This is a genomic window from Variovorax sp. PBL-E5 (assembly GCF_901827185.1).
Lineage (GTDB): Bacteria > Pseudomonadota > Gammaproteobacteria > Burkholderiales > Burkholderiaceae_C > Variovorax.
Genome location: NZ_LR594673.1, coordinates 185,656 through 201,484, shown reverse-complemented (window position 1 = coordinate 201,484; position 15,829 = coordinate 185,656). Strand labels below are relative to the sequence as shown.

Here is a 15,829-nt window from a genome sequence, read left to right as displayed (position 1 = left end):
GTCCTCGACGCGGGCTGCGTTCGGGGCTGGCCGAGACTTTAGAGGGGCGTTCCACCAGCTACAATGGGGTTGCATGCAGTGAACCATCAACCACGGTATGAAACAAGATGCGGAAAATCGCCGAAGCCCCCTCGAACGAAGCTGAAGCCGGCTCGGGCGGTGTCGTCGCGGTCACGCGAGCGCTCCAGTTGCTCGAAGCCTTCGGCATGGCCGAGACGCGCCTGTCCCTCGCGGAACTGAGCCGCCGCAGCGGGATGCACAAGACCACGGCACTGCGCCTTGCGCGCACGCTGGCCCAGTCCGGCTATATGGTTCAGCGCGACGACGGCGAGTGGCGGCTCGGGCCCGCGGCCGGTTGGCTGGGTGCGCGTTACCAATCGAGCTTCGACGTCAACAACGTTGTCGAGCCGATGCTCAGGGCGCTATCGCACAAGACCGGTGAGAGCTCCGCGTTCTATGTGCGCGAGGGCAACTTTCGCACCTGCCTCGTCCGGGTCGAAGGACCGCAGCCGATCCGTCATCATGCGCGGATGGGGGAAATGCTTCCGCTGGACAAGGGCTCGCCAGGCCGGGTCATCCTTGCGTTCTCGGGGGAGCCGGGCAAGCTCTACGAAGAGATCCGCCGGCGTGGCTATCACCTGTCGATCGGCGAGCGGGAGAAGGGCGTTGCGACGGTGTCGGCTCCGGTGTTCGGCCTTCACTGGACGCTGCTGGGGTCGGTATGCATTTCCGGCCCTGCCGACCGGCTGTCCAAGAGCAAGCTGGTCGGGCACGCCAAGACCGTGATTCAAGCGGCCAACCATCTCTCGTACGCACTGGCCGGCGGGGCGACCGACAAGACGCCGCCGGTCGTGTCGACCTGGCATCCGAACTAGGTCGATTTGGGACGGCGCGCATCCTCGTCCGGCCCCGCGGCATCGGGCGCCGTGGGCGCATGCTCGTCGAGCATCCAGTTCGGCACCGACGACAGGCGCTGGGCCACGACCTCGCTGAACTCCTGGTCGCCGGCGATGAAGTGCAGTTCGCACTCGCCCATGCGGATCACGTCACCATCGGCCAGCGACTGGGTCTGCACGCGCACGCCGTTGACGAAGGTGCCGTTCTGGCTGGCGAGGTCGCGGATGGTGGTGAACGCGGCTTCGACCACGATGACCGCATGCCGGCGGCTCGCGAAGCGCGAATTGAGCACGATGTCGTTGTGGATGTTTCTGCCCAGCGTGTTCTCGTGGGGCTTGAGGTCGACGTGCCGGGTTTCTCCTGCCGACGTCATCTGCAGCTTTGGCATTGCCTGATCATACTTACCACGCCGGGCGGTGAAGTCCGCTCTTTCAAGCGTCGGGAATCCGCCGGACGACAAGTTCCGCCCATCCGGTGCTCGGGTCGGGTTCGCGCGAGAAGTGCCATTGCGGCAGCAGAACCAGCAGCACCTCGGCCGTCGTGCGAACGATGCAGCCATAGCAGGCATGGCCGCCCAGCACGCGACCCTGGCCATCGCTCACGCTCATGTGCAGGTGCGAGCCGCCGGCCGCGATGCTGCCCGAGAGGGTGAGAAGTTCTGTATCCGAATCGATCCTCAGCGCGCCGTGCGCGCCGGCCATGCGGATCTCGGCGGGGCGAAGACTTCCGACGGCCGACAGCACGAAGGCGGCCGTCCCACCTTCTGCTGCCACCACGGATTCGAGGGCCCGCCTCAGGTCGTCGCCGGGGCGAAGGCGGACCGGAAGGGTTCGCGCGGAGGGTTCAGGCACAGCCATGGTTCATGCGCCGATGCTCAGCGCGGCGAGCAGATGCTGACGACCACCTTGCAAGGCTGCGTGGGCAGATGGCTGTCGCACTGCACGGCCGCCGCCTTGCCGGCAGCGGCGGCCGTCGAGGCGATGGCGGTGCCCCATTCCCCGTAGTTGCCGGTCGCGAGCGCACCGCAGGAGCGATCGAAGTACGCGCGGATGGCACAGGTGCCCGAGCGGCCCGCCGCGCGGTCGCATTGGGCGCGCGCCGCAAGCTCCGCCGCGGCGCGCGACGGGTGGTTGAACGAGTAGCCGTAGCCGCCGGCGTCCCTGGACGCGATCGCTCCCCAGCTGGGGCCAGGGCCAGGGTCGGCATGGGCCGGATCCGCGGCGATGCCGGCAAGGGCGCAGCACAGCAGCAGGGCCACGAACAGGGATCGATCGATGAGAGGCATGGCAAAAGCGCCATGCTACGCGAGCAGGAAACGACTCGCCGGGGTGGTGATGCGCGCGGCCCGAGCGGAAGGGGAGCGGCTGCCCCGACGCTCGTCAGGGCCTGCGGACCTCGAGCCGCTGGCGCGACCAGTAGATCCCGTCGAGGCGGTCGAGCCGCACTTCACCGCCGGTCGACGGCGCGTGCACGAAACGGCCGTCGCCCACATAGATGCCCGCATGCGAAGGCGGATTGCCGCCGAAGAGCACCAGGTCGCCGACACGCAGATCGCTCGCGCTCACCGGCTGGCCGAAGCGCGACAACGCGGCCACGGTGCGCGGCGGCGCTGTCCCCACGCTCCCGCGGTACACGTAGCCGATGAGCCCGCTGCAGTCGAAGCCGCCTTCGGGGGTGTTGCCGCCGTAGCGGTACGGTGTGCCGACGAGGCCCATCGCATGGATCGCGATATCGTCCGATTGCCCGGCCGATAGCGGCGTGTAGGGGGTCGAGGGCAGCGGTGGCGGCCGGGTCGCGCAGCCCGCGGCCAGCAGGCAGGCGCACAGCAGCACGGATTCGAGCAGCGGGCGACGGGCGCGCTTCGAACCTGTCGCATTGAACGAGGGCGAGGCGTCGCGTCGAGAGTCGGATGCAGGGGTCATGGCGGATGTCCGCATTCTGCCGGGCTGGCGCTCGGAATGTCCGCAATGCACGGATTTGCATGACATGCAACAGCGCGAGCGCCAGGCCTCAATGGGAAATTCGCCGCCGGCACGAGGCGATTTGCACGAGGTGCAAGACTTGCGACGCTTCTGAAACACCCGAATCATCGAGGCCTTCATGCACTTCAGCCGAGGTACCCGATGATCTTCCCGAAGCCCGTTCCCGAGATCGGCCGGCGCTCGCTCTGCGCCTTCCTGATGGCTGCCGGTCTTGCCTGCGTCGCCCACGCGCAGCCCGGCACCTACCGCATCGCCACCGAGGGAACCTATCCGCCGTGGAGCTTCAAGGATGCGCAGGGCCAGCTGCAGGGATGGGATGTCGACATCGCCCATGCCCTGTGCGAGAAGATGCAAGCGCGGTGCGAGATCGTGGCCCAGGATTGGGACGGCATCATCCCGGGCCTCGTCGCCCGGAAGTTCGACCTGATCGTCGCCAGCATGGCGATCACCGAACAGCGGCGCCAGCGCGTGGACTTCTCCGACAAGTACAAGGAAACCATCTCGCGCTTCGTCGCGAAGAAGGGCACGCCGGCCGACGTCTCGCCGGCCGCGTCGACTACATCCTCGGCAACATGAGGACCTACTTCGTGGGCTTCATGAAGACGCCGGACGCCGCCCACTTCGCGTTCGTCGGCCCGGACCTCAAGGGCGGCCTGCTCGGCGACGGCAACGGCATTGCCGTGCGCAAGGGCGACACGGCGACGCTGGCCAAGGTGAACGCAGCGCTGGCGGCCATCCGCGCCGACGGGACGTACGACCGCATCACGGCGAAGTACTTTCCGTTCAAGCTGATGTGAGTGCCAAAGGCCGGGATGCTCGACAAGATCGCGACCGTGCTCGATGTGCCGATGTCGCGCTTCTTCGTCGATCAGGTCCGGCGGCTGGACATGTCGCACGTGCCGGCCGGCAAGGGGCTGAAGGTCGAGCGCGTCGATGCCGTGAAGGGCTACCACTACGAGCTGCTGGGGCATCTGCTGTCCGGCAACCTGTTCGTCGAGCCCTACCTGATCACGCTGTCCGACGAAGCCCGGCCCTATCCCGCGTTCCAGCACCCGGGCGTGAAGTTCATCTACATGGTGTCGGGCCGCGTGAAATACCGCTACGGCAGCCGCACCTTCGAGGTCAGGCCGGGCGATTCGCTGCTGTTCGATGCGCGCGCGCTGCACGGCGCGGAGGTCTTGCGCGAAGGGCCGGTTTCCTATCTGTCGATCGTGTTCACGCTGCGCGAATGAAGATGGCGCACGAGCGCCCGGCCGTGTAAGGTCGGACCTCCGGCGACCCATCTTCGGTTATTCGACAGGACACAGGAGACGCACATGATCACCAATCCGCAATCCGGCACCAACGTCCAGGAAATCGCGGCGGGCATCTTCCGCATCAACACGCCGGTGCCGCTGCCCGGCGGCCAGTGGTTCAGCTTCAACCAGTACCTGGTGGTCGACGATCAGCCGCTGCTGTTCCACACCGGGCCGCGCCAGCTTTTTCCGATGGTGAGCGAAGCCATCGCGAGCCTGATGCCGATCGAACGCCTGCGCTACATCGGGCTGTCGCATGTCGAAGCCGACGAATGCGGCGCGATGAACCTGTTGCTGGCGGCGGCGCCGCAGGCCGTGCCGCTGTGCGGCGGCATCGCCGCGATGACCTCGATGGGCGACCTGGCCGACCGGCCGCCGCGCGCGCTGGCCGACGGCGAGGAACTGGCACTCGGCCGTCACACGATGCGCTGGTTCGACACGCCCCATCTGCCGCACGGCTGGGAATGCGGGCTGATGATGGACACGCAGACGCGCACCTTCTTCTGCGGCGACCTTTTCACGCAGCCGGGCGACAGCCAGAAGGCGCTGACCGATGCCGACATCCTCGGCCCCAGCGAGGCGTTCCGCCACCAGATGGACTACTACGCGCATTCGCCGCAGACGGCCGCGCTGCTGGCCGGGCTCGCGACGCACGAGCCGCACACGCTCGCGTGCATGCACGGCAGTGCCTGGCAAGGCGACGGCGCGTCGCTGCTGCGCCAGCTTTCGCAGGCGCTCTCGATCGCGCATTGAGCGGCTCGCGAGGGGCGGTCCTGTCGTCGTTCAGGCCGCGACCTGCAGCGCTTCGGCCGGGACGACACGAACGCGCGGCCCGAAGGTGCGGATGTTCGAGAGCGTCAGGTTGTGATGGCGGATCACCTGCGGCGCGGACAGATGCGCGTTGCCCTCGCTCGTATGCGCGTCCTCCACCAGGACGACGGGAAAGCCCAGCGCCAGCGCCCGCCGGACCGTCGTGTCGACGCAGAACTCGGTATGCATGCCGCAGACCACGAGCTCGGTGACGCCATGCGCCTTCAGCGTGGCTTCGAGCTCGGTGCGATGGAAGGCATCCGGCGTGGTCTTGCGGATGCGCAGATCGGACGCTTGCACATCCAGGCCCGTCGCCAATTGCCAGGCCGGCGTGCCGTGCTGGAGCTCGAAGGACGACTCGTGCTGGATGAAGACGACCGGCGCACCCGCCGCCCGGGCCTTGGCCGCGACCTGGTTGATTCGTCCGATGACGGCCTGCGATTCGAAGGCCTCGTGTTCGCCTTCGCACAGGCCCTGCTGGACATCGATGACGAGGAGGGCGGTGGTCAAGCTCTGGCTCCGCGGGGTTGGAAAAGAACAATGCGGCATCATCCCGGAATCGGCCGACGTTGTGAATGCCGGCCTTGTTCTTGCCTCTCTCCCATGCACCGCAGATGAATGCCGACGATCAACCCAGAAGAAGCCGCAGCCGGTCCAGCCGGAGCGCGTCGCGCTCCCCGCACTCGCCTCGCAGGTCGCGGTCGCGCTCGGCGCGGCGCAAGAGGACGCGGTCCTACCTCGCCGCGCTGCTCGCCGTGGCCATCGTGGCCGTCGTCGCGGGATTGCTGTACGCGGGGATGTCCGCGCCGGACCGGCCGGCCCTCGCATCGGCCGCATCGCTCGACCCGGTGCGCAAGCCGGCCGAACGCACCGCGGCACTCGCGCCCGTGAACCTGCCGGCCGACGATGCGCCGCACGGTTCCGGCATGGAATGGTGGTACTACAACGGCATCCTCGATGCGGCGACGGGCCAGCGCTACGCATTCCACGTCGCCGTCTTCGTCGCCAACGGACTGGTCAAGCAGACGGTCATGCACGTGGCCTTGACCGATCTTCAGACCGGCCAGCGCTATGCCGACCAGGGCCGCACCGGCGGTCTTCCGGCACAGCATGTCGCCAACGGATTCGACTTCCGGCAGGACGATTGGCAGGTCGCCGGATCCGGCCCTTCGCAGAAGCTTCGCGCCGCCTTCGAAGGCGTCTCCATCGCGCTCGACCTGACCGATTCACATGCGCCGATCCTGCATCGCGCTGCGAACTCGGCCACGCCAGGACTGCTCGACTTCGGCCAGAGCGGCATCAGCTACTACTATTCGCGCCCCCGCATGGCGGCGAAAGGCGAGATCACGGTCGGCGGCAAGCCGGCCCAGGTCAGCGGCGACGTGTGGTTCGATCACCAGTGGGGGGACTTCGATGTGCTGAGCCTCGGCTGGAACTGGTTCGCGCTGCATCTGGCGGACGGTTCCGACGTGATGCTCTACCAGCTCTTCGATGCGCAGGGGCACAAGGTCATGACGGCCGGCACGGTCTCGAATGCGAAGGGCTCCGTGCCGCTGAAGCCGGAAGACGTCGAACTGACGCCGGTCACGACATGGACCAGCCCGCATACCCGGATCCCCTATGTCGTCGAATGGCGCGTGCGGCTTCCGTCGGGCGTGCTGAACATCAAGCCCTTCGTTGCCGACAGCGAATTCGATGCGGGCCGGACCACCGCCAATGTCTATTGGGAAGGGCCGGTCAAGGTGACGGGCAGCATCGACGGCCAGGGATTCCTGGAGCTGAGCGGTTACGACCGGCTGAACGCGGCGCAGTCGAATCGCAGGTGAGGGGCTCGTCCTGCAGGCATTGAAGATTCACCGCTTGCAGATCCCCAGCACCAGCTCCTGCTCCGTGCAAGTCCTCGATGATTGCGCGGCGGTCGGGGCGCCGAAGGGCGCCCGCTGGGCGATGCAGGCGCGCAGGCGCTTTTCCATCGGCGGGTAGTAGCGCCATCCCTGGTTCAGGGGAGGGAGCTCGAGTCGCACCTGCTTCCATTTGGGATGGCCGTTGGCCTGCAGCTTGTCGAAGTTCGCGCACAGGGAGTCGGCGAAGCGCATCAGGTTTCCGACTGTCGACTGCAGCCCGTAGTCGTAGGTGACGAGGTAGGCCTTCACGGTCAGGGTGGGCACGTCGTCCTTGAGCCAGGTCGAATAACTGGCGGAACGGATCACCGCGGGAAAGTAGGCTTTCTTCGCGCGCGCCGTCTCGGGCGCCGCCTCGTCGAGCTTCAGGATCTTGATGTAGTTGCGTGCCTCGGCCTTCATGTCCGTGAACAGCTTGGCCGGCTGGCCGGCGACGATGATGGCGACGTCGATCGACTTGTCGACCGTGAGCCGGGCCAGCGACTCCTCGTTGCTGAGGTACTGCGTGTTGGCGGGCGGCAGCGGCTCGCCGAACATCAGCTGGTAGAGCGTCCTGGAGGTGAGGGCCGTGCCGCTGCCCAGCGGTCCGACGGCGATCTTCTTGTTCTTGATGTCGTGGATGCTGTTGAGCGGCGAGTCGGCGCGGACGATGAAGTAGATCTCTTCGTCGTAGAGCGGCATGATGAGGCGCAGAGGACGGATGATGTCGCCGGCATCGGCGTTGCCGGCCTTCGCCTCGTCCAGGAAGGCCTGGTAGACGTCGGACTGCACCAGCGCCAGCTTGACGCCGGGCTCGTAGCGCAGGCGCTGGACGTTCTCCGCCGAGCCCTTCGAATCGAGCGCTTCCAGCCCGATGTCGGCGGGCTCGGCGACCCACTTGGCCAGGTCCTGGCCGATCTGGATGTAGGTGCCCGTTTTCGTCGCGGTGACGATCTTGTATTCCGCCCGGGGCGCTGCTGCCGCGCACGCGAGGCAGGCCGTCCACAAGAGTCCTGTCAGCAGGGATCTGATTGGCATGCTGGCTCCATCCAGGGTTGGTGATACCGCCAGTGATGCTGGCTCATTCTTGCAGCTCGGGCTTGCTGTTTCTCTCTGTTCGCACCTCTATTTCTGCGTGCACAGGGCCAGCGCCGCGAGCGCGTCGCTGCATGCCTTGCCGTCGGTCACCGTCGCCGCGACGGCAGGTGCCGAAACGACGGGTGGTGGCGCTGCCGGTGGCGGCGATGGGCGTGCAGCGGTCTCGTCCAGTCCCAGTGCGCTGAAGGTCTCCCGCGCGTCGTGCGCAGGCAGAGGTTGCGGCTGAGGCACAGGCAGCGGCTGCTGAGGCTGAACACGCGGGATGGATGGTGCCTGCACGCGCTCGGCGGCGAGCTCGGGCGCTTGCGGCCTGGCAGCCGGTTTCCGATCATCGGCATCGATCCGGCCGAGTTCCGGAAAAGCAAGCCCGATCAGGACCAGCACCGGCACGGCGCCGATCGCCAGATGTCGGGAGGTCGCGAAACGCGCCGTCCAATGCGTCTTTGCGCCGCCTGCCTGCGGCGGGCTTGCCCGGGACGGATCGAATCCGACAAGGTCCGTTTCGAAATCCGACCCTGCTGCTGCGGCGCTTGCACCTTCCTGCGCGCCAGGCTGCACGGTGTCCATGAAGTCGAAGCCCTCGGGAGCGGGCGCTTCATCGCTGGCCGGGATGCCGTCTCGCGGCTCGATCGCCGGTCGTGCATTGTCGACAGCGACCGGAGCCAACTGGTCCGCGAAACAGAACAGGCAAAACCGGTTCCCCTCCTGCAGCAGCCTAGCGCATCGCCTGCAGGGTACTGAGAACGATGGGTCCGGCTCGTCCGGGGTCGCAATGGCTCGCAAACGTTCCATGCTCGCAACGGGGTCCAGTGATGTGTAGATTTTGGACCTACTTTTGTGCCGTACCAAGTGCGTTTTCACATCGGCCGCTGCAGCCGTTGCGCCGGCCGCGAAGGCTATGTCGTTGCCACCAGCAGCTCCTCCGCATGGTTCGGCGGGCGCAGACCATCGGTCCTGCCCATGAAGTAGCGCCGGGTCAGGTCGGCCGCCGAGACATGACGCGATTCGGCAAAGCCGGCTTCGCGGGCCAGCGTCATGATCTGGGGCGGGGTGAAGAAGCTGAGGAAGGGGGTTCCGCTGGCGCGCGCGCCTTTCTCTGCCATCTCGAGCCCGGGACGCACCTCGGGGTCCGCCAGTTCCAGCGGGAGCAGGAAGGTCATGGCGAGCGTCGATCCCGGCGCGAGGGCCGCGACCTCGCGCAACGCCGCCGCATTCGCCTCCTTGCTGAGGTACATGCTGACACCCGTGGAGACCACGATGGCCGGCTTGCGCTCATCGAAGCCGGCCGCCACCAGCCTGTTCCGCCAGGCCTCTCCGGCTTCGAAGTCGACCGGCACGAAGCGCAGCCAGTCCGGGATGCCGAAGCCGAGCTCCACCAGGCGCCGGCGCTTCCAGGCCTGCGGGCCCGGCGGGTCGATCTCGAACACCCTGAGATGCGACGCGATCTCAGGCCTGCGCTGGGCGAAGCTGTCGAGACCGGCACCGAGGATCACATACTGCGCCAGCCCGCGGCCGGCCTGTTCGACGACCAGGTCCTCGATGAAGCGCGCACGCGCCACGATGGAGGCGCGAAAGGGCCGCGTGAACTGCAGATCCATGTCGCCGCGGCGGCGCCAGTCCGGGTCGGGCGCGAGCAACTGGAGGCCGATGTCATCGGCCAGCACATGCGGCGGCGGATCGGCCTCCACATGCAGCGCGCGCCACAGGGCGACCCGCGCTGCGGTGCTGTCCGGTGCTGCATCCTGCTTGTCGCTCATCGCTTTCCATTCTGCCTGTTTCGTGCTCGCGGCCGACTCGCTTTCACGCCGTGAGCGGGACCCAATCGACGCTGCGCATCCTGCGCATCCCTGGCATCAGCAGCACGCTGAATTCGACATAGCAGATCGGCGCAAGGTTGCTGCCCGTCGAGTGCAATTCCACCGGAAAGACCTCGGTCAGGACGATCGGCATCGGGCCTCAGAAGACGCTCATGGCGGCAGGAAGCACGACCGCCCGGCGTCCCCGCCGGTCGGACAGATGGCTGGATGCCGTTGTACCGGACTGCCGCGCTTGTCTCGCCGCGCGTTTCAGGCCGGAGCCTGAATCGACATCTGGCGTGCGCGCCAGGCGCCATACGACGCCGCGCCGCCCGAGGCGAGATTGGCGATCATCTGCCACCAGGAGTTGTAGGCCCAGGCGTTGTACATCCAGAGCGACGCAACCAGCACCATCGCCAGCCGCAGGTGCATGCCGCGCAGGTAGAACATGGCCCATGTCCCGACCAGGGAGCCCGCCCCGGTACAGAGGGTGGCCCATCCATTCCAAGTGAGGATGCTCGCGGTGAGCGTGATGGCGATCACGGCCGCGAATGCCAGCAGGCGCGTGCGCGACGTTCGGTCCTGCACGGCTTCGGCCGACGCTTGCCGTCCGACGGAGACCATGCTCAGCGCTGCGGCGGTGTGGGCGCCCAGCAGAAAATTATTGACTGCCCAGATCGCGGAAGCAATGCCGGTGGAGCGCCGCAGTGACTTGTCGCTGGCGCCGACAAGTCCTCGAACATTCAGGGAAAGAGCAACGATGCCGGTGGCATCAATGAGGTGAGACGCGTCCATGGGGCCTGAGCCGGAAATAACCGAAGCGCGCAGAAGGTGCGCGAGGGGCTATTGTACGGCCTTGACTAAGGGTTAACCCGATGACTTGATGGAACTGATGCCCAGTCGCGCGTGATTTTCAGGGGCGGTGGCTTCTCAGGTTTTCGGCACGCAGCGTGCGACTGGCAAAAATTATTAACATAAGATAGATTGTATTTTCAATGAAACGAACCCCGGGCATCACTTCAACTCGATGCCCGCCTGCTGGATCAGATCGCCCCATTTGCGCAACTCGCTCTGGCGAAGCCCGCGAGCTCGGCGGCCATTCCACCGCCCGATCCGGCGCGCGTCGCGTCGGAGCCACGCAGCATGACTACTTAGTTATTCATTGCCATCGACTGCTTCTGCTTGAAGTCCTGCGAACTCCCAACAAATTCACGCTGGCCGCGTGCAGCTTTTTTGACATTTGAAAATGGAGCGCATGCTCCGGCTGCGCAATGTGGTCGATGCTACCCGCAGGGAGGAACGGCCGAGCGGCACCTCATTCCCCAGTCTCTTTCCTCTTCCTCATGCACCCACGCAAACTCCTGGGCCTCGCGGCCGGTACCTTGTTGACGCTGACGCTGGCCGCCTGCGGAGGAGGAGGAGGAGGCGGCGGCGCGTCGTTCCCGCTGATCGCGCCCGCGGCACCGAGCACACCCGCGCCGACCTACAAGATCAGCGGCACCGCAGCCTATGGCCATCCCGTGGCCGGACAAACGGTCCAGGTGCAGGACGCGACCGGCAAGGTCTGCGCGTCGACCACCACGGCCAGCGACGGCAGCTATTCCATGGACACCACAGCCTGTGCGGCCGGGTCCGCCGCGGTCTTTCTGGCGGGCTACACCACGCCCGCCGGCGCGCCGCTGGAAGCCGTGGCCATTCCGCCGCAGGGCACGCCGGTCATCGATGGCGTGGTCAACGTCGACCCGCTGACCACCATGCTCGCCTATGCGGCCGCAGGCCTCGTGCTCGACACTTCGGCGCCGGCCGACAACGCCCACGTGCTCGCGCTGCTGTCGAAGGTCAGCGCCGCGCAATACCAGCAGGCCAGGACCTCGCTGCTGATCGCGCCGCTGCTGCAGGTGCTGCAGTCCACCTATGGTGTCAGCACGAATGGCTTCGATCCGACCACCTCGACCTTCGCCGCGGACGGCCAGGGCCTGGACGCCTTCTTCGATGCCTACCTGTTCACGGCGACCCCGACCAGCGTGCAGCTTCAGGCGCCGGGATCGATCGGCCCGCTGGTGCTGGTCACGTTGCCGACGACGGCAGGCGGCGGCTCTGCCGTGACCTCGACCACGGCCTACAACATCGGCGGCACGGTGTCGGGACTCTCGCCGGGCGATTCGGTCACGCTGCTGCTCAACGGCGGCCATGCCTTCACCACCAACGCCAACGGCAACTTCACCTTCCCGACGCCGGTCGCCGGCAACTACAGCGTCACCGTGGGCACGCAGCCTGCGGGCAAGATCTGCACGGTGTCCAACGGCACGGGCGCCGGCATCACGGCCAGCGTCTCGAACATCGGCGTCACCTGTTCCGCCATCACCTACACGGTCGGCGGCACGGTCGCCGGGCTGACCGGCACGCTCATGCTGCAGAACAACGGCGCTGACACGAAGACCGTCAGCGCCAATGGTGCCTTCACCTTCGCCACGCCGGTGGCCTGGCACGGCAGCAGCAACGTCACTGTCAACACGCAGCCCGCGGGCCAGACCTGCACGGTCACGAACGGCACGCAGTCCAATCTGGCGGCCAACGTCACCAACGTCAATGTCACCTGCTCGACCAACACCTACACCATCGGCGGGACGGTCAGCGGCCTGACCGGCACGCTTGCGCTGCAGAACAACGGCGCCGATACGCTCGTCGTCAACGCCAACGGGAGCTTTACCTTCTCCACACCGGTCGCCTGGTCCAGCACCTACAACGTCACCGTGAACACGCAGCCTGTCGGGCAGACCTGCACGGTGACCAACGGCGCGGGCGCCAATGTGGCGGTCAATGTCACCAACGTCAGCGTCGCGTGCGCCCTCACGCCGCAGCCGGTCTTCGTCTATGTGCCGGACTATGGCAACAACAGGGTCCTGGGCTATCGCGTCGATACGGCCACTGGCGTGCACACGACCATTCCCGGAAGCCCGTTCGCCGCCGGCACCGACGACCGCTGGGTCGCGAGCGCGACCACGCCAGGCGGCACTTTCCTCTATGCGACGAATCAGGCCACCAACAACATCTCGGCTTACAGCGTCAATCAGTCCACCGGCACCCTCACTGCGTTGACGGGAAGTCCGTTCGCGGGCGGCGCGCAGCCGGGTTCCATCACGGTCAATCCAGCGGGAACCTTCGCTTACGTGGCGAACAGGCAGGGTGCCAACGTCTCGGCCTACCGCATCGACCAGACCACCGGCGCGCTCACCGAGATCACGGGCAGCCCGTTCGCCGCAGGCGTCATTCCGATCCGCATCGCCATCAATTCCGCAGGCACCTTCGCCTATGTCGCGAACCAGAACGGCGGCAACGTTTCGGGCTACAGCATCAATCAGTCCACCGGCGCGCTCACCGAAATCACAGGCAGTCCGTTCGCCACCGCCGGCAGTCCCTACTCCGTCGCAGTCAATCCGGCCGGCACCTTCGCCTATGTGGCGAACTTCGAAGGCAGCATCTCGGGCTTCAGCATCAACCCCAGCACCGGCGCGCTCACGCCCCTGACCGGCAGCCCGTTCACCGGGTCGTACACCGCTGCGGGATGGCAGGCGATCACGGTCAACCCGGCCGGTACATTCGTGTATGCCAGCACCGGCAACGCCAACGGCCACAACGGCCCGGTGGTGGTCTTCAGCATTGATGCCGACACGGGCGCGCTCACCAATGTGCCGGCCGATTCGTACCTGGACGGCTCGGGCGTCTTCTACACCACCTTCGATTCGACGGGTGGCCTGGCCTATGTGGGGAGCTTCATCAACATCACCGTTGCGCTGGCCCACGTCGATCCGCTGACGGGCGCACTCACCAGTTTCGCCGGAAGCCCGTTCAACGTCGGCGCACGGCCCTACAACCTGGCCGTGGTGAAGCCCTCGCCCTGATGCGCAAGCGCCGCATGGCTTCTGATCCAATACCGATCGCGAAGAAGGCTTCGCCCTATCGAAGGAGTCCGTGGCCGAGCGCATCCATACCATCGTCGTCGGAGCCGGCATCGTCGGCCTCGCGATTGCACGCCAGCTCGCGCCGCAGGCCGGCGAGCTGCTGATCCTGGAGCGCGCCGATGCCATCGGCACTGGCACCTCGTCGCGCAACAGCGAGGTGATCCATGCGGGCATGTACTACGCGCCGGGCACGCTCAAGGCACGCAGCTGCGTCGCGGGCCGGCGCATGCTCTACGACTACTGCCGCACGCACGGCGTCGAGCATCGCCGCGTCGGCAAGCTGATCGTGGCGACCGAGCCGGCGCACGTCGATGCGCTCGGAGTGATCGCCGAGCGCGCCGTCGCCAACGGACTCACCGCGCCCGACGAAGCGCTGCAATGGCTGGCCGCCGACGCAGCGCACGCGCTCGAGCCCGAACTGCGCTGCCTCGCCGCGCTGTGGTCGCCAGCCACCGGCATCATCGACACGCATGCGCTCATGCTCGCCTGTCTGGGAGATGCGGAGCGCGACGGCGCGGTGCTGTCGACCGGCACCGCCTTCGTCGGCGCCAACCGCGATGGCGATGGCTGGCGGGTGCGCACACGCGGCGCCGACGGCGAGTTCGAACTGGCTTGCACGCATCTCGTCAATGCCGCCGGACTGCAGGCGCAGCACGTGGCGGCCGGCATCGAGGAACTGGACGCGCGCCACGTGCCGCCCGCGCTCTGGCTCAAGGGCAATTACTTCACCGTCGCCGGGCGACGGCCGCCCTTTCGCCATCTGATCTATCCGGTGCCCTCGGGCGGCGGCCTCGGCGTCCATCTGACGCTCGACATGGGCGGCCAGGCACGCTTCGGTCCCGACACCGAATCCGTCGATCCGGCCGCAGCGATCCATGACGCGCCCGACTACCGCGTCGATCCGCGGCGCGCCGATGTCTTCTACGAAGCCATCCGGAGCTACTGGCCTGCCCTGCCCGACGGTGCACTGCAGCCGGCCTACTCGGGCATGCGTCCCAAGCTTGCGCGCGGCGGTGCGGGGCTCGATGCCAACGACTTCGAGATCAGCGGTCCCGAGCGGCATGGCCTGCCGGGGCTGGTCCAGCTCTTCGGCATCGAGAGCCCGGGCATCACCGCCTCGCTCGCGCTTGCCGAAGAGGTCGCGCGGATGCTGCGGCCCCATTGAGGCTGCTTTTTTTCAGAGCTTGCCAGCGGGCCGCTTGCGCTGCTGACTCGCGGACACCAGGTGGTCCAGAAAGCCCTGGACTGCGCGAGCCGGTTGCGGACTGTGGCGCCGGATGGCCTTGAACTCGAGATGCGTGCGAAGGCGATGCGGATTGATGCGCTTGAGCAGGCCGCTCTGTTCCCACGGATGCGCATAGTGCGCCGGCAGGAAGCCAAGGTAGTTGCCTGACAGGATCAGCAATGCGCGGCCCTCGACGTTGTCGACCGAGGCAGCCGCTTCGGCGATCTGCAGCAGCGTCAGCTCCTGGCCGCCGAGATAGGTGCGCGCCGCCAGCTTGGAGCGGCTGATCTCCTCGAGCTGGCGCGGGCCCGGCGGGCAGGAGTAGACCGGGTGCGGCGAGGCGCAGTACAGCAACTGCTCCTCGCGGTAGAGGGTCCTGTAGTCGAGGCCTGCGACGCGATCGGGAAAGGGTCCGAGCGCGAGATGCAGGCTGCCGTCGAGCACGCGCTGCTCCATGCCCGCGGGCGTGTCCATCACGATCTGCAGATGGACGTCGGGCGCCACGCGCACGAAGCTGCGGATCGCAGGCAACAGCGGCGACTGGTCGTCCGTCAGCGTGGCCTCGATCACGCCGAAGCGCAAGGCGCCGCGCAGTTGCTTGCTGAGCGCACCCGATTCGAGCGAGAAGGTGTCGACCGCGCCCAGCAGCCGTTGCGCGGCCTCGTGCAGATGGGCGCCGTCCTCGGTCAGCCGGAAGCCGGCGCGGCCGCGCTCGCACAGCCGCACGCCCATGCGCGTCTCGAGCTGCGACATGTACTCGCTGATGCGCGATCCGCCGAGATTCAGGGCCGACTGGGCGGCCGCGTAGCCGCCGCAGCGCACGACGGTGTCGAACACGCGCAGCAGCTTGAGGTCGGCGTCCTGGACTTGCATGGGGCGTTTCG

At 67.0% G+C, this 15,829-nt stretch carries 18 protein-coding genes and 1 pseudogene; 8 read left to right on the top strand and 11 right to left on the bottom strand.

What is annotated here, in order from left to right; translation table 11 throughout:
• Nucleotides 1-107 precede the first annotated feature (107 nt).
• The gene (locus WDLP6_RS32855; protein ID WP_162571840.1) at nucleotides 108-875 is read left to right on the top strand and encodes an IclR family transcriptional regulator; all 768 of its coding nucleotides are present in this window, start codon (nucleotides 108-110) and stop codon (nucleotides 873-875) included.
• Here WDLP6_RS32855 and WDLP6_RS35425 read toward each other — a convergent pair.
• The 4 genes from WDLP6_RS35425 to WDLP6_RS32835 form a co-directional block, all read right to left on the bottom strand.
• Nucleotides 872-1,285: an FHA domain-containing protein gene (locus tag WDLP6_RS35425; protein WP_162571839.1), complete on the bottom strand. Its 414-nt coding sequence runs from the start codon at nucleotides 1,283-1,285 to the stop codon at nucleotides 872-874. The genes WDLP6_RS32855 and WDLP6_RS35425 overlap by 4 nt on opposite strands.
• Nucleotides 1,286-1,328: 43 nt before the next feature.
• Nucleotides 1,329-1,754, bottom strand: coding sequence for a PPC domain-containing DNA-binding protein (locus tag WDLP6_RS32845; RefSeq protein WP_162595474.1), 426 nt, complete (start codon nucleotides 1,752-1,754; stop codon nucleotides 1,329-1,331).
• A 17-nt stretch (nucleotides 1,755-1,771) separates the two neighbouring features.
• Nucleotides 1,772-2,182: a DUF4189 domain-containing protein gene (locus WDLP6_RS32840; RefSeq protein WP_162595472.1), complete on the bottom strand. Its 411-nt coding sequence runs from the start codon at nucleotides 2,180-2,182 to the stop codon at nucleotides 1,772-1,774.
• Between the two features lie 94 nt (nucleotides 2,183-2,276).
• A complete protein-coding gene (locus WDLP6_RS32835) occupies nucleotides 2,277-2,819 on the bottom strand; it encodes a C40 family peptidase (RefSeq protein WP_162595470.1) in 543 nt (180 codons plus the stop codon).
• 201 nt (nucleotides 2,820-3,020) lie between these two features.
• On the opposite strand from WDLP6_RS32835, the gene WDLP6_RS32830 reads away from it, so the two are divergent.
• The 4 genes and pseudogenes from WDLP6_RS32830 (at nucleotide 3,021) to WDLP6_RS32820 (ending at nucleotide 4,927) form a co-directional block, all read left to right on the top strand.
• Nucleotides 3,021-3,455 (top strand): transporter substrate-binding domain-containing protein, encoded by a 435-nt coding sequence (locus tag WDLP6_RS32830; protein ID WP_232077671.1) that lies wholly within the window; start codon nucleotides 3,021-3,023, stop codon nucleotides 3,453-3,455.
• On the top strand, nucleotides 3,452-3,676 hold the full coding sequence (locus WDLP6_RS35295; RefSeq protein ID WP_232077669.1) for a transporter substrate-binding domain-containing protein: 225 nt from the start codon (nucleotides 3,452-3,454) through the stop codon (nucleotides 3,674-3,676). Before WDLP6_RS32830 ends, WDLP6_RS35295 begins: the two co-directional genes overlap by 4 nt.
• 3 nt (nucleotides 3,677-3,679) lie before the next feature.
• Nucleotides 3,680-4,111, top strand: a pseudogene (locus tag WDLP6_RS32825) (cupin domain-containing protein); the annotation flags it as partial.
• Nucleotides 4,112-4,195: 84 nt separating this feature from the next.
• Entirely contained in the window at nucleotides 4,196-4,927 is a 732-nt protein-coding gene (locus WDLP6_RS32820) for an MBL fold metallo-hydrolase (RefSeq protein ID WP_162595467.1), read from the top strand.
• A gap of 30 nt (nucleotides 4,928-4,957) precedes the next feature.
• On the opposite strand, the gene WDLP6_RS32815 is transcribed toward WDLP6_RS32820, so the two are convergent.
• Nucleotides 4,958-5,494, bottom strand: coding sequence for a cysteine hydrolase family protein (locus tag WDLP6_RS32815; RefSeq protein ID WP_162595465.1), 537 nt, complete (start codon nucleotides 5,492-5,494; stop codon nucleotides 4,958-4,960).
• A 245-nt stretch (nucleotides 5,495-5,739) separates the two neighbouring features.
• Between WDLP6_RS32815 and WDLP6_RS32810 the strand changes: the two genes are divergently transcribed.
• Entirely contained in the window at nucleotides 5,740-6,810 is a 1,071-nt protein-coding gene (locus tag WDLP6_RS32810) for a lipocalin family protein (RefSeq protein WP_162595464.1), read from the top strand.
• A gap of 27 nt (nucleotides 6,811-6,837) precedes the next feature.
• Here WDLP6_RS32810 and WDLP6_RS32805 read toward each other — a convergent pair whose 3' ends face one another.
• The 5 genes from WDLP6_RS32805 to WDLP6_RS32785 form a co-directional block, all read right to left on the bottom strand.
• Nucleotides 6,838-7,902, bottom strand: coding sequence for a TAXI family TRAP transporter solute-binding subunit (locus WDLP6_RS32805; RefSeq protein ID WP_162595462.1), 1,065 nt, complete (start codon nucleotides 7,900-7,902; stop codon nucleotides 6,838-6,840).
• Between the two features lie 87 nt (nucleotides 7,903-7,989).
• A complete protein-coding gene (locus WDLP6_RS32800) occupies nucleotides 7,990-8,754 on the bottom strand; it encodes a hypothetical protein (RefSeq protein WP_162595460.1) in 765 nt (254 codons plus the stop codon).
• Between the two features lie 104 nt (nucleotides 8,755-8,858).
• A complete protein-coding gene (locus WDLP6_RS32795; protein ID WP_162595458.1) occupies nucleotides 8,859-9,719 on the bottom strand; it encodes a class I SAM-dependent methyltransferase in 861 nt (286 codons plus the stop codon).
• A gap of 43 nt (nucleotides 9,720-9,762) precedes the next feature.
• Nucleotides 9,763-9,912, bottom strand: a complete 150-nt coding sequence (locus tag WDLP6_RS32790) for a hypothetical protein (protein ID WP_162595456.1) — start codon at nucleotides 9,910-9,912, stop codon at nucleotides 9,763-9,765.
• A 116-nt stretch (nucleotides 9,913-10,028) separates the two neighbouring features.
• Nucleotides 10,029-10,553: a YgjV family protein gene (locus tag WDLP6_RS32785; protein ID WP_162595454.1), complete on the bottom strand. Its 525-nt coding sequence runs from the start codon at nucleotides 10,551-10,553 to the stop codon at nucleotides 10,029-10,031.
• Nucleotides 10,554-11,101: 548 nt separating this feature from the next.
• On the opposite strand from WDLP6_RS32785, the gene WDLP6_RS32780 reads away from it, so the two are divergent.
• A complete protein-coding gene (locus WDLP6_RS32780) occupies nucleotides 11,102-13,660 on the top strand; it encodes a beta-propeller fold lactonase family protein (protein WP_162595452.1) in 2,559 nt (852 codons plus the stop codon).
• 70 nt (nucleotides 13,661-13,730) lie between these two features.
• Nucleotides 13,731-14,885, top strand: coding sequence for an NAD(P)/FAD-dependent oxidoreductase (locus WDLP6_RS32775; protein ID WP_162595450.1), 1,155 nt, complete (start codon nucleotides 13,731-13,733; stop codon nucleotides 14,883-14,885).
• Nucleotides 14,886-14,897: 12 nt separating this feature from the next.
• Here the strand turns inward: WDLP6_RS32775 and WDLP6_RS32770 are convergent, their stop codons facing one another.
• Nucleotides 14,898-15,818 (bottom strand): LysR family transcriptional regulator, encoded by a 921-nt coding sequence (locus WDLP6_RS32770; protein WP_162595449.1) that lies wholly within the window; start codon nucleotides 15,816-15,818, stop codon nucleotides 14,898-14,900.
• Between the last annotated feature and the right edge of the window lie 11 nt (nucleotides 15,819-15,829).

What these genes read in the sequence shown, in the direction of transcription:
- WDLP6_RS32830 (WP_232077671.1), top strand. Translation starts at nt 3,021, where the DNA reads ATGATCTTCCCGAAGCCCGTTCCCGAGATCGGCCGGCGCTCGCTCTGC.
- WDLP6_RS35295 (WP_232077669.1), top strand. Translation starts at nt 3,452, where the DNA reads ATGAGGACCTACTTCGTGGGCTTCATGAAGACGCCGGACGCCGCCCAC.
- WDLP6_RS32820 (WP_162595467.1), top strand. Translation starts at nt 4,196, where the DNA reads ATGATCACCAATCCGCAATCCGGCACCAACGTCCAGGAAATCGCGGCG.
- WDLP6_RS32790 (WP_162595456.1), bottom strand. Translation starts at nt 9,912, where the DNA reads ATGCCGATCGTCCTGACCGAGGTCTTTCCGGTGGAATTGCACTCGACG.
- WDLP6_RS32800 (WP_162595460.1), bottom strand. Translation starts at nt 8,754, where the DNA reads ATGGAACGTTTGCGAGCCATTGCGACCCCGGACGAGCCGGACCCATCG.
- WDLP6_RS32785 (WP_162595454.1), bottom strand. Translation starts at nt 10,553, where the DNA reads ATGGACGCGTCTCACCTCATTGATGCCACCGGCATCGTTGCTCTTTCC.
- WDLP6_RS32780 (WP_162595452.1), top strand. Translation starts at nt 11,102, where the DNA reads ATGCACCCACGCAAACTCCTGGGCCTCGCGGCCGGTACCTTGTTGACG.
- WDLP6_RS35425 (WP_162571839.1), bottom strand. Translation starts at nt 1,285, where the DNA reads ATGCCAAAGCTGCAGATGACGTCGGCAGGAGAAACCCGGCACGTCGAC.
- WDLP6_RS32840 (WP_162595472.1), bottom strand. Translation starts at nt 2,182, where the DNA reads ATGCCTCTCATCGATCGATCCCTGTTCGTGGCCCTGCTGCTGTGCTGC.
- WDLP6_RS32855 (WP_162571840.1), top strand. Translation starts at nt 108, where the DNA reads ATGCGGAAAATCGCCGAAGCCCCCTCGAACGAAGCTGAAGCCGGCTCG.
- WDLP6_RS32805 (WP_162595462.1), bottom strand. Translation starts at nt 7,902, where the DNA reads ATGCCAATCAGATCCCTGCTGACAGGACTCTTGTGGACGGCCTGCCTC.
- WDLP6_RS32770 (WP_162595449.1), bottom strand. Translation starts at nt 15,818, where the DNA reads ATGCAAGTCCAGGACGCCGACCTCAAGCTGCTGCGCGTGTTCGACACC.
- WDLP6_RS32845 (WP_162595474.1), bottom strand. Translation starts at nt 1,754, where the DNA reads ATGGCTGTGCCTGAACCCTCCGCGCGAACCCTTCCGGTCCGCCTTCGC.
- WDLP6_RS32835 (WP_162595470.1), bottom strand. Translation starts at nt 2,819, where the DNA reads ATGACCCCTGCATCCGACTCTCGACGCGACGCCTCGCCCTCGTTCAAT.
- WDLP6_RS32795 (WP_162595458.1), bottom strand. Translation starts at nt 9,719, where the DNA reads ATGAGCGACAAGCAGGATGCAGCACCGGACAGCACCGCAGCGCGGGTC.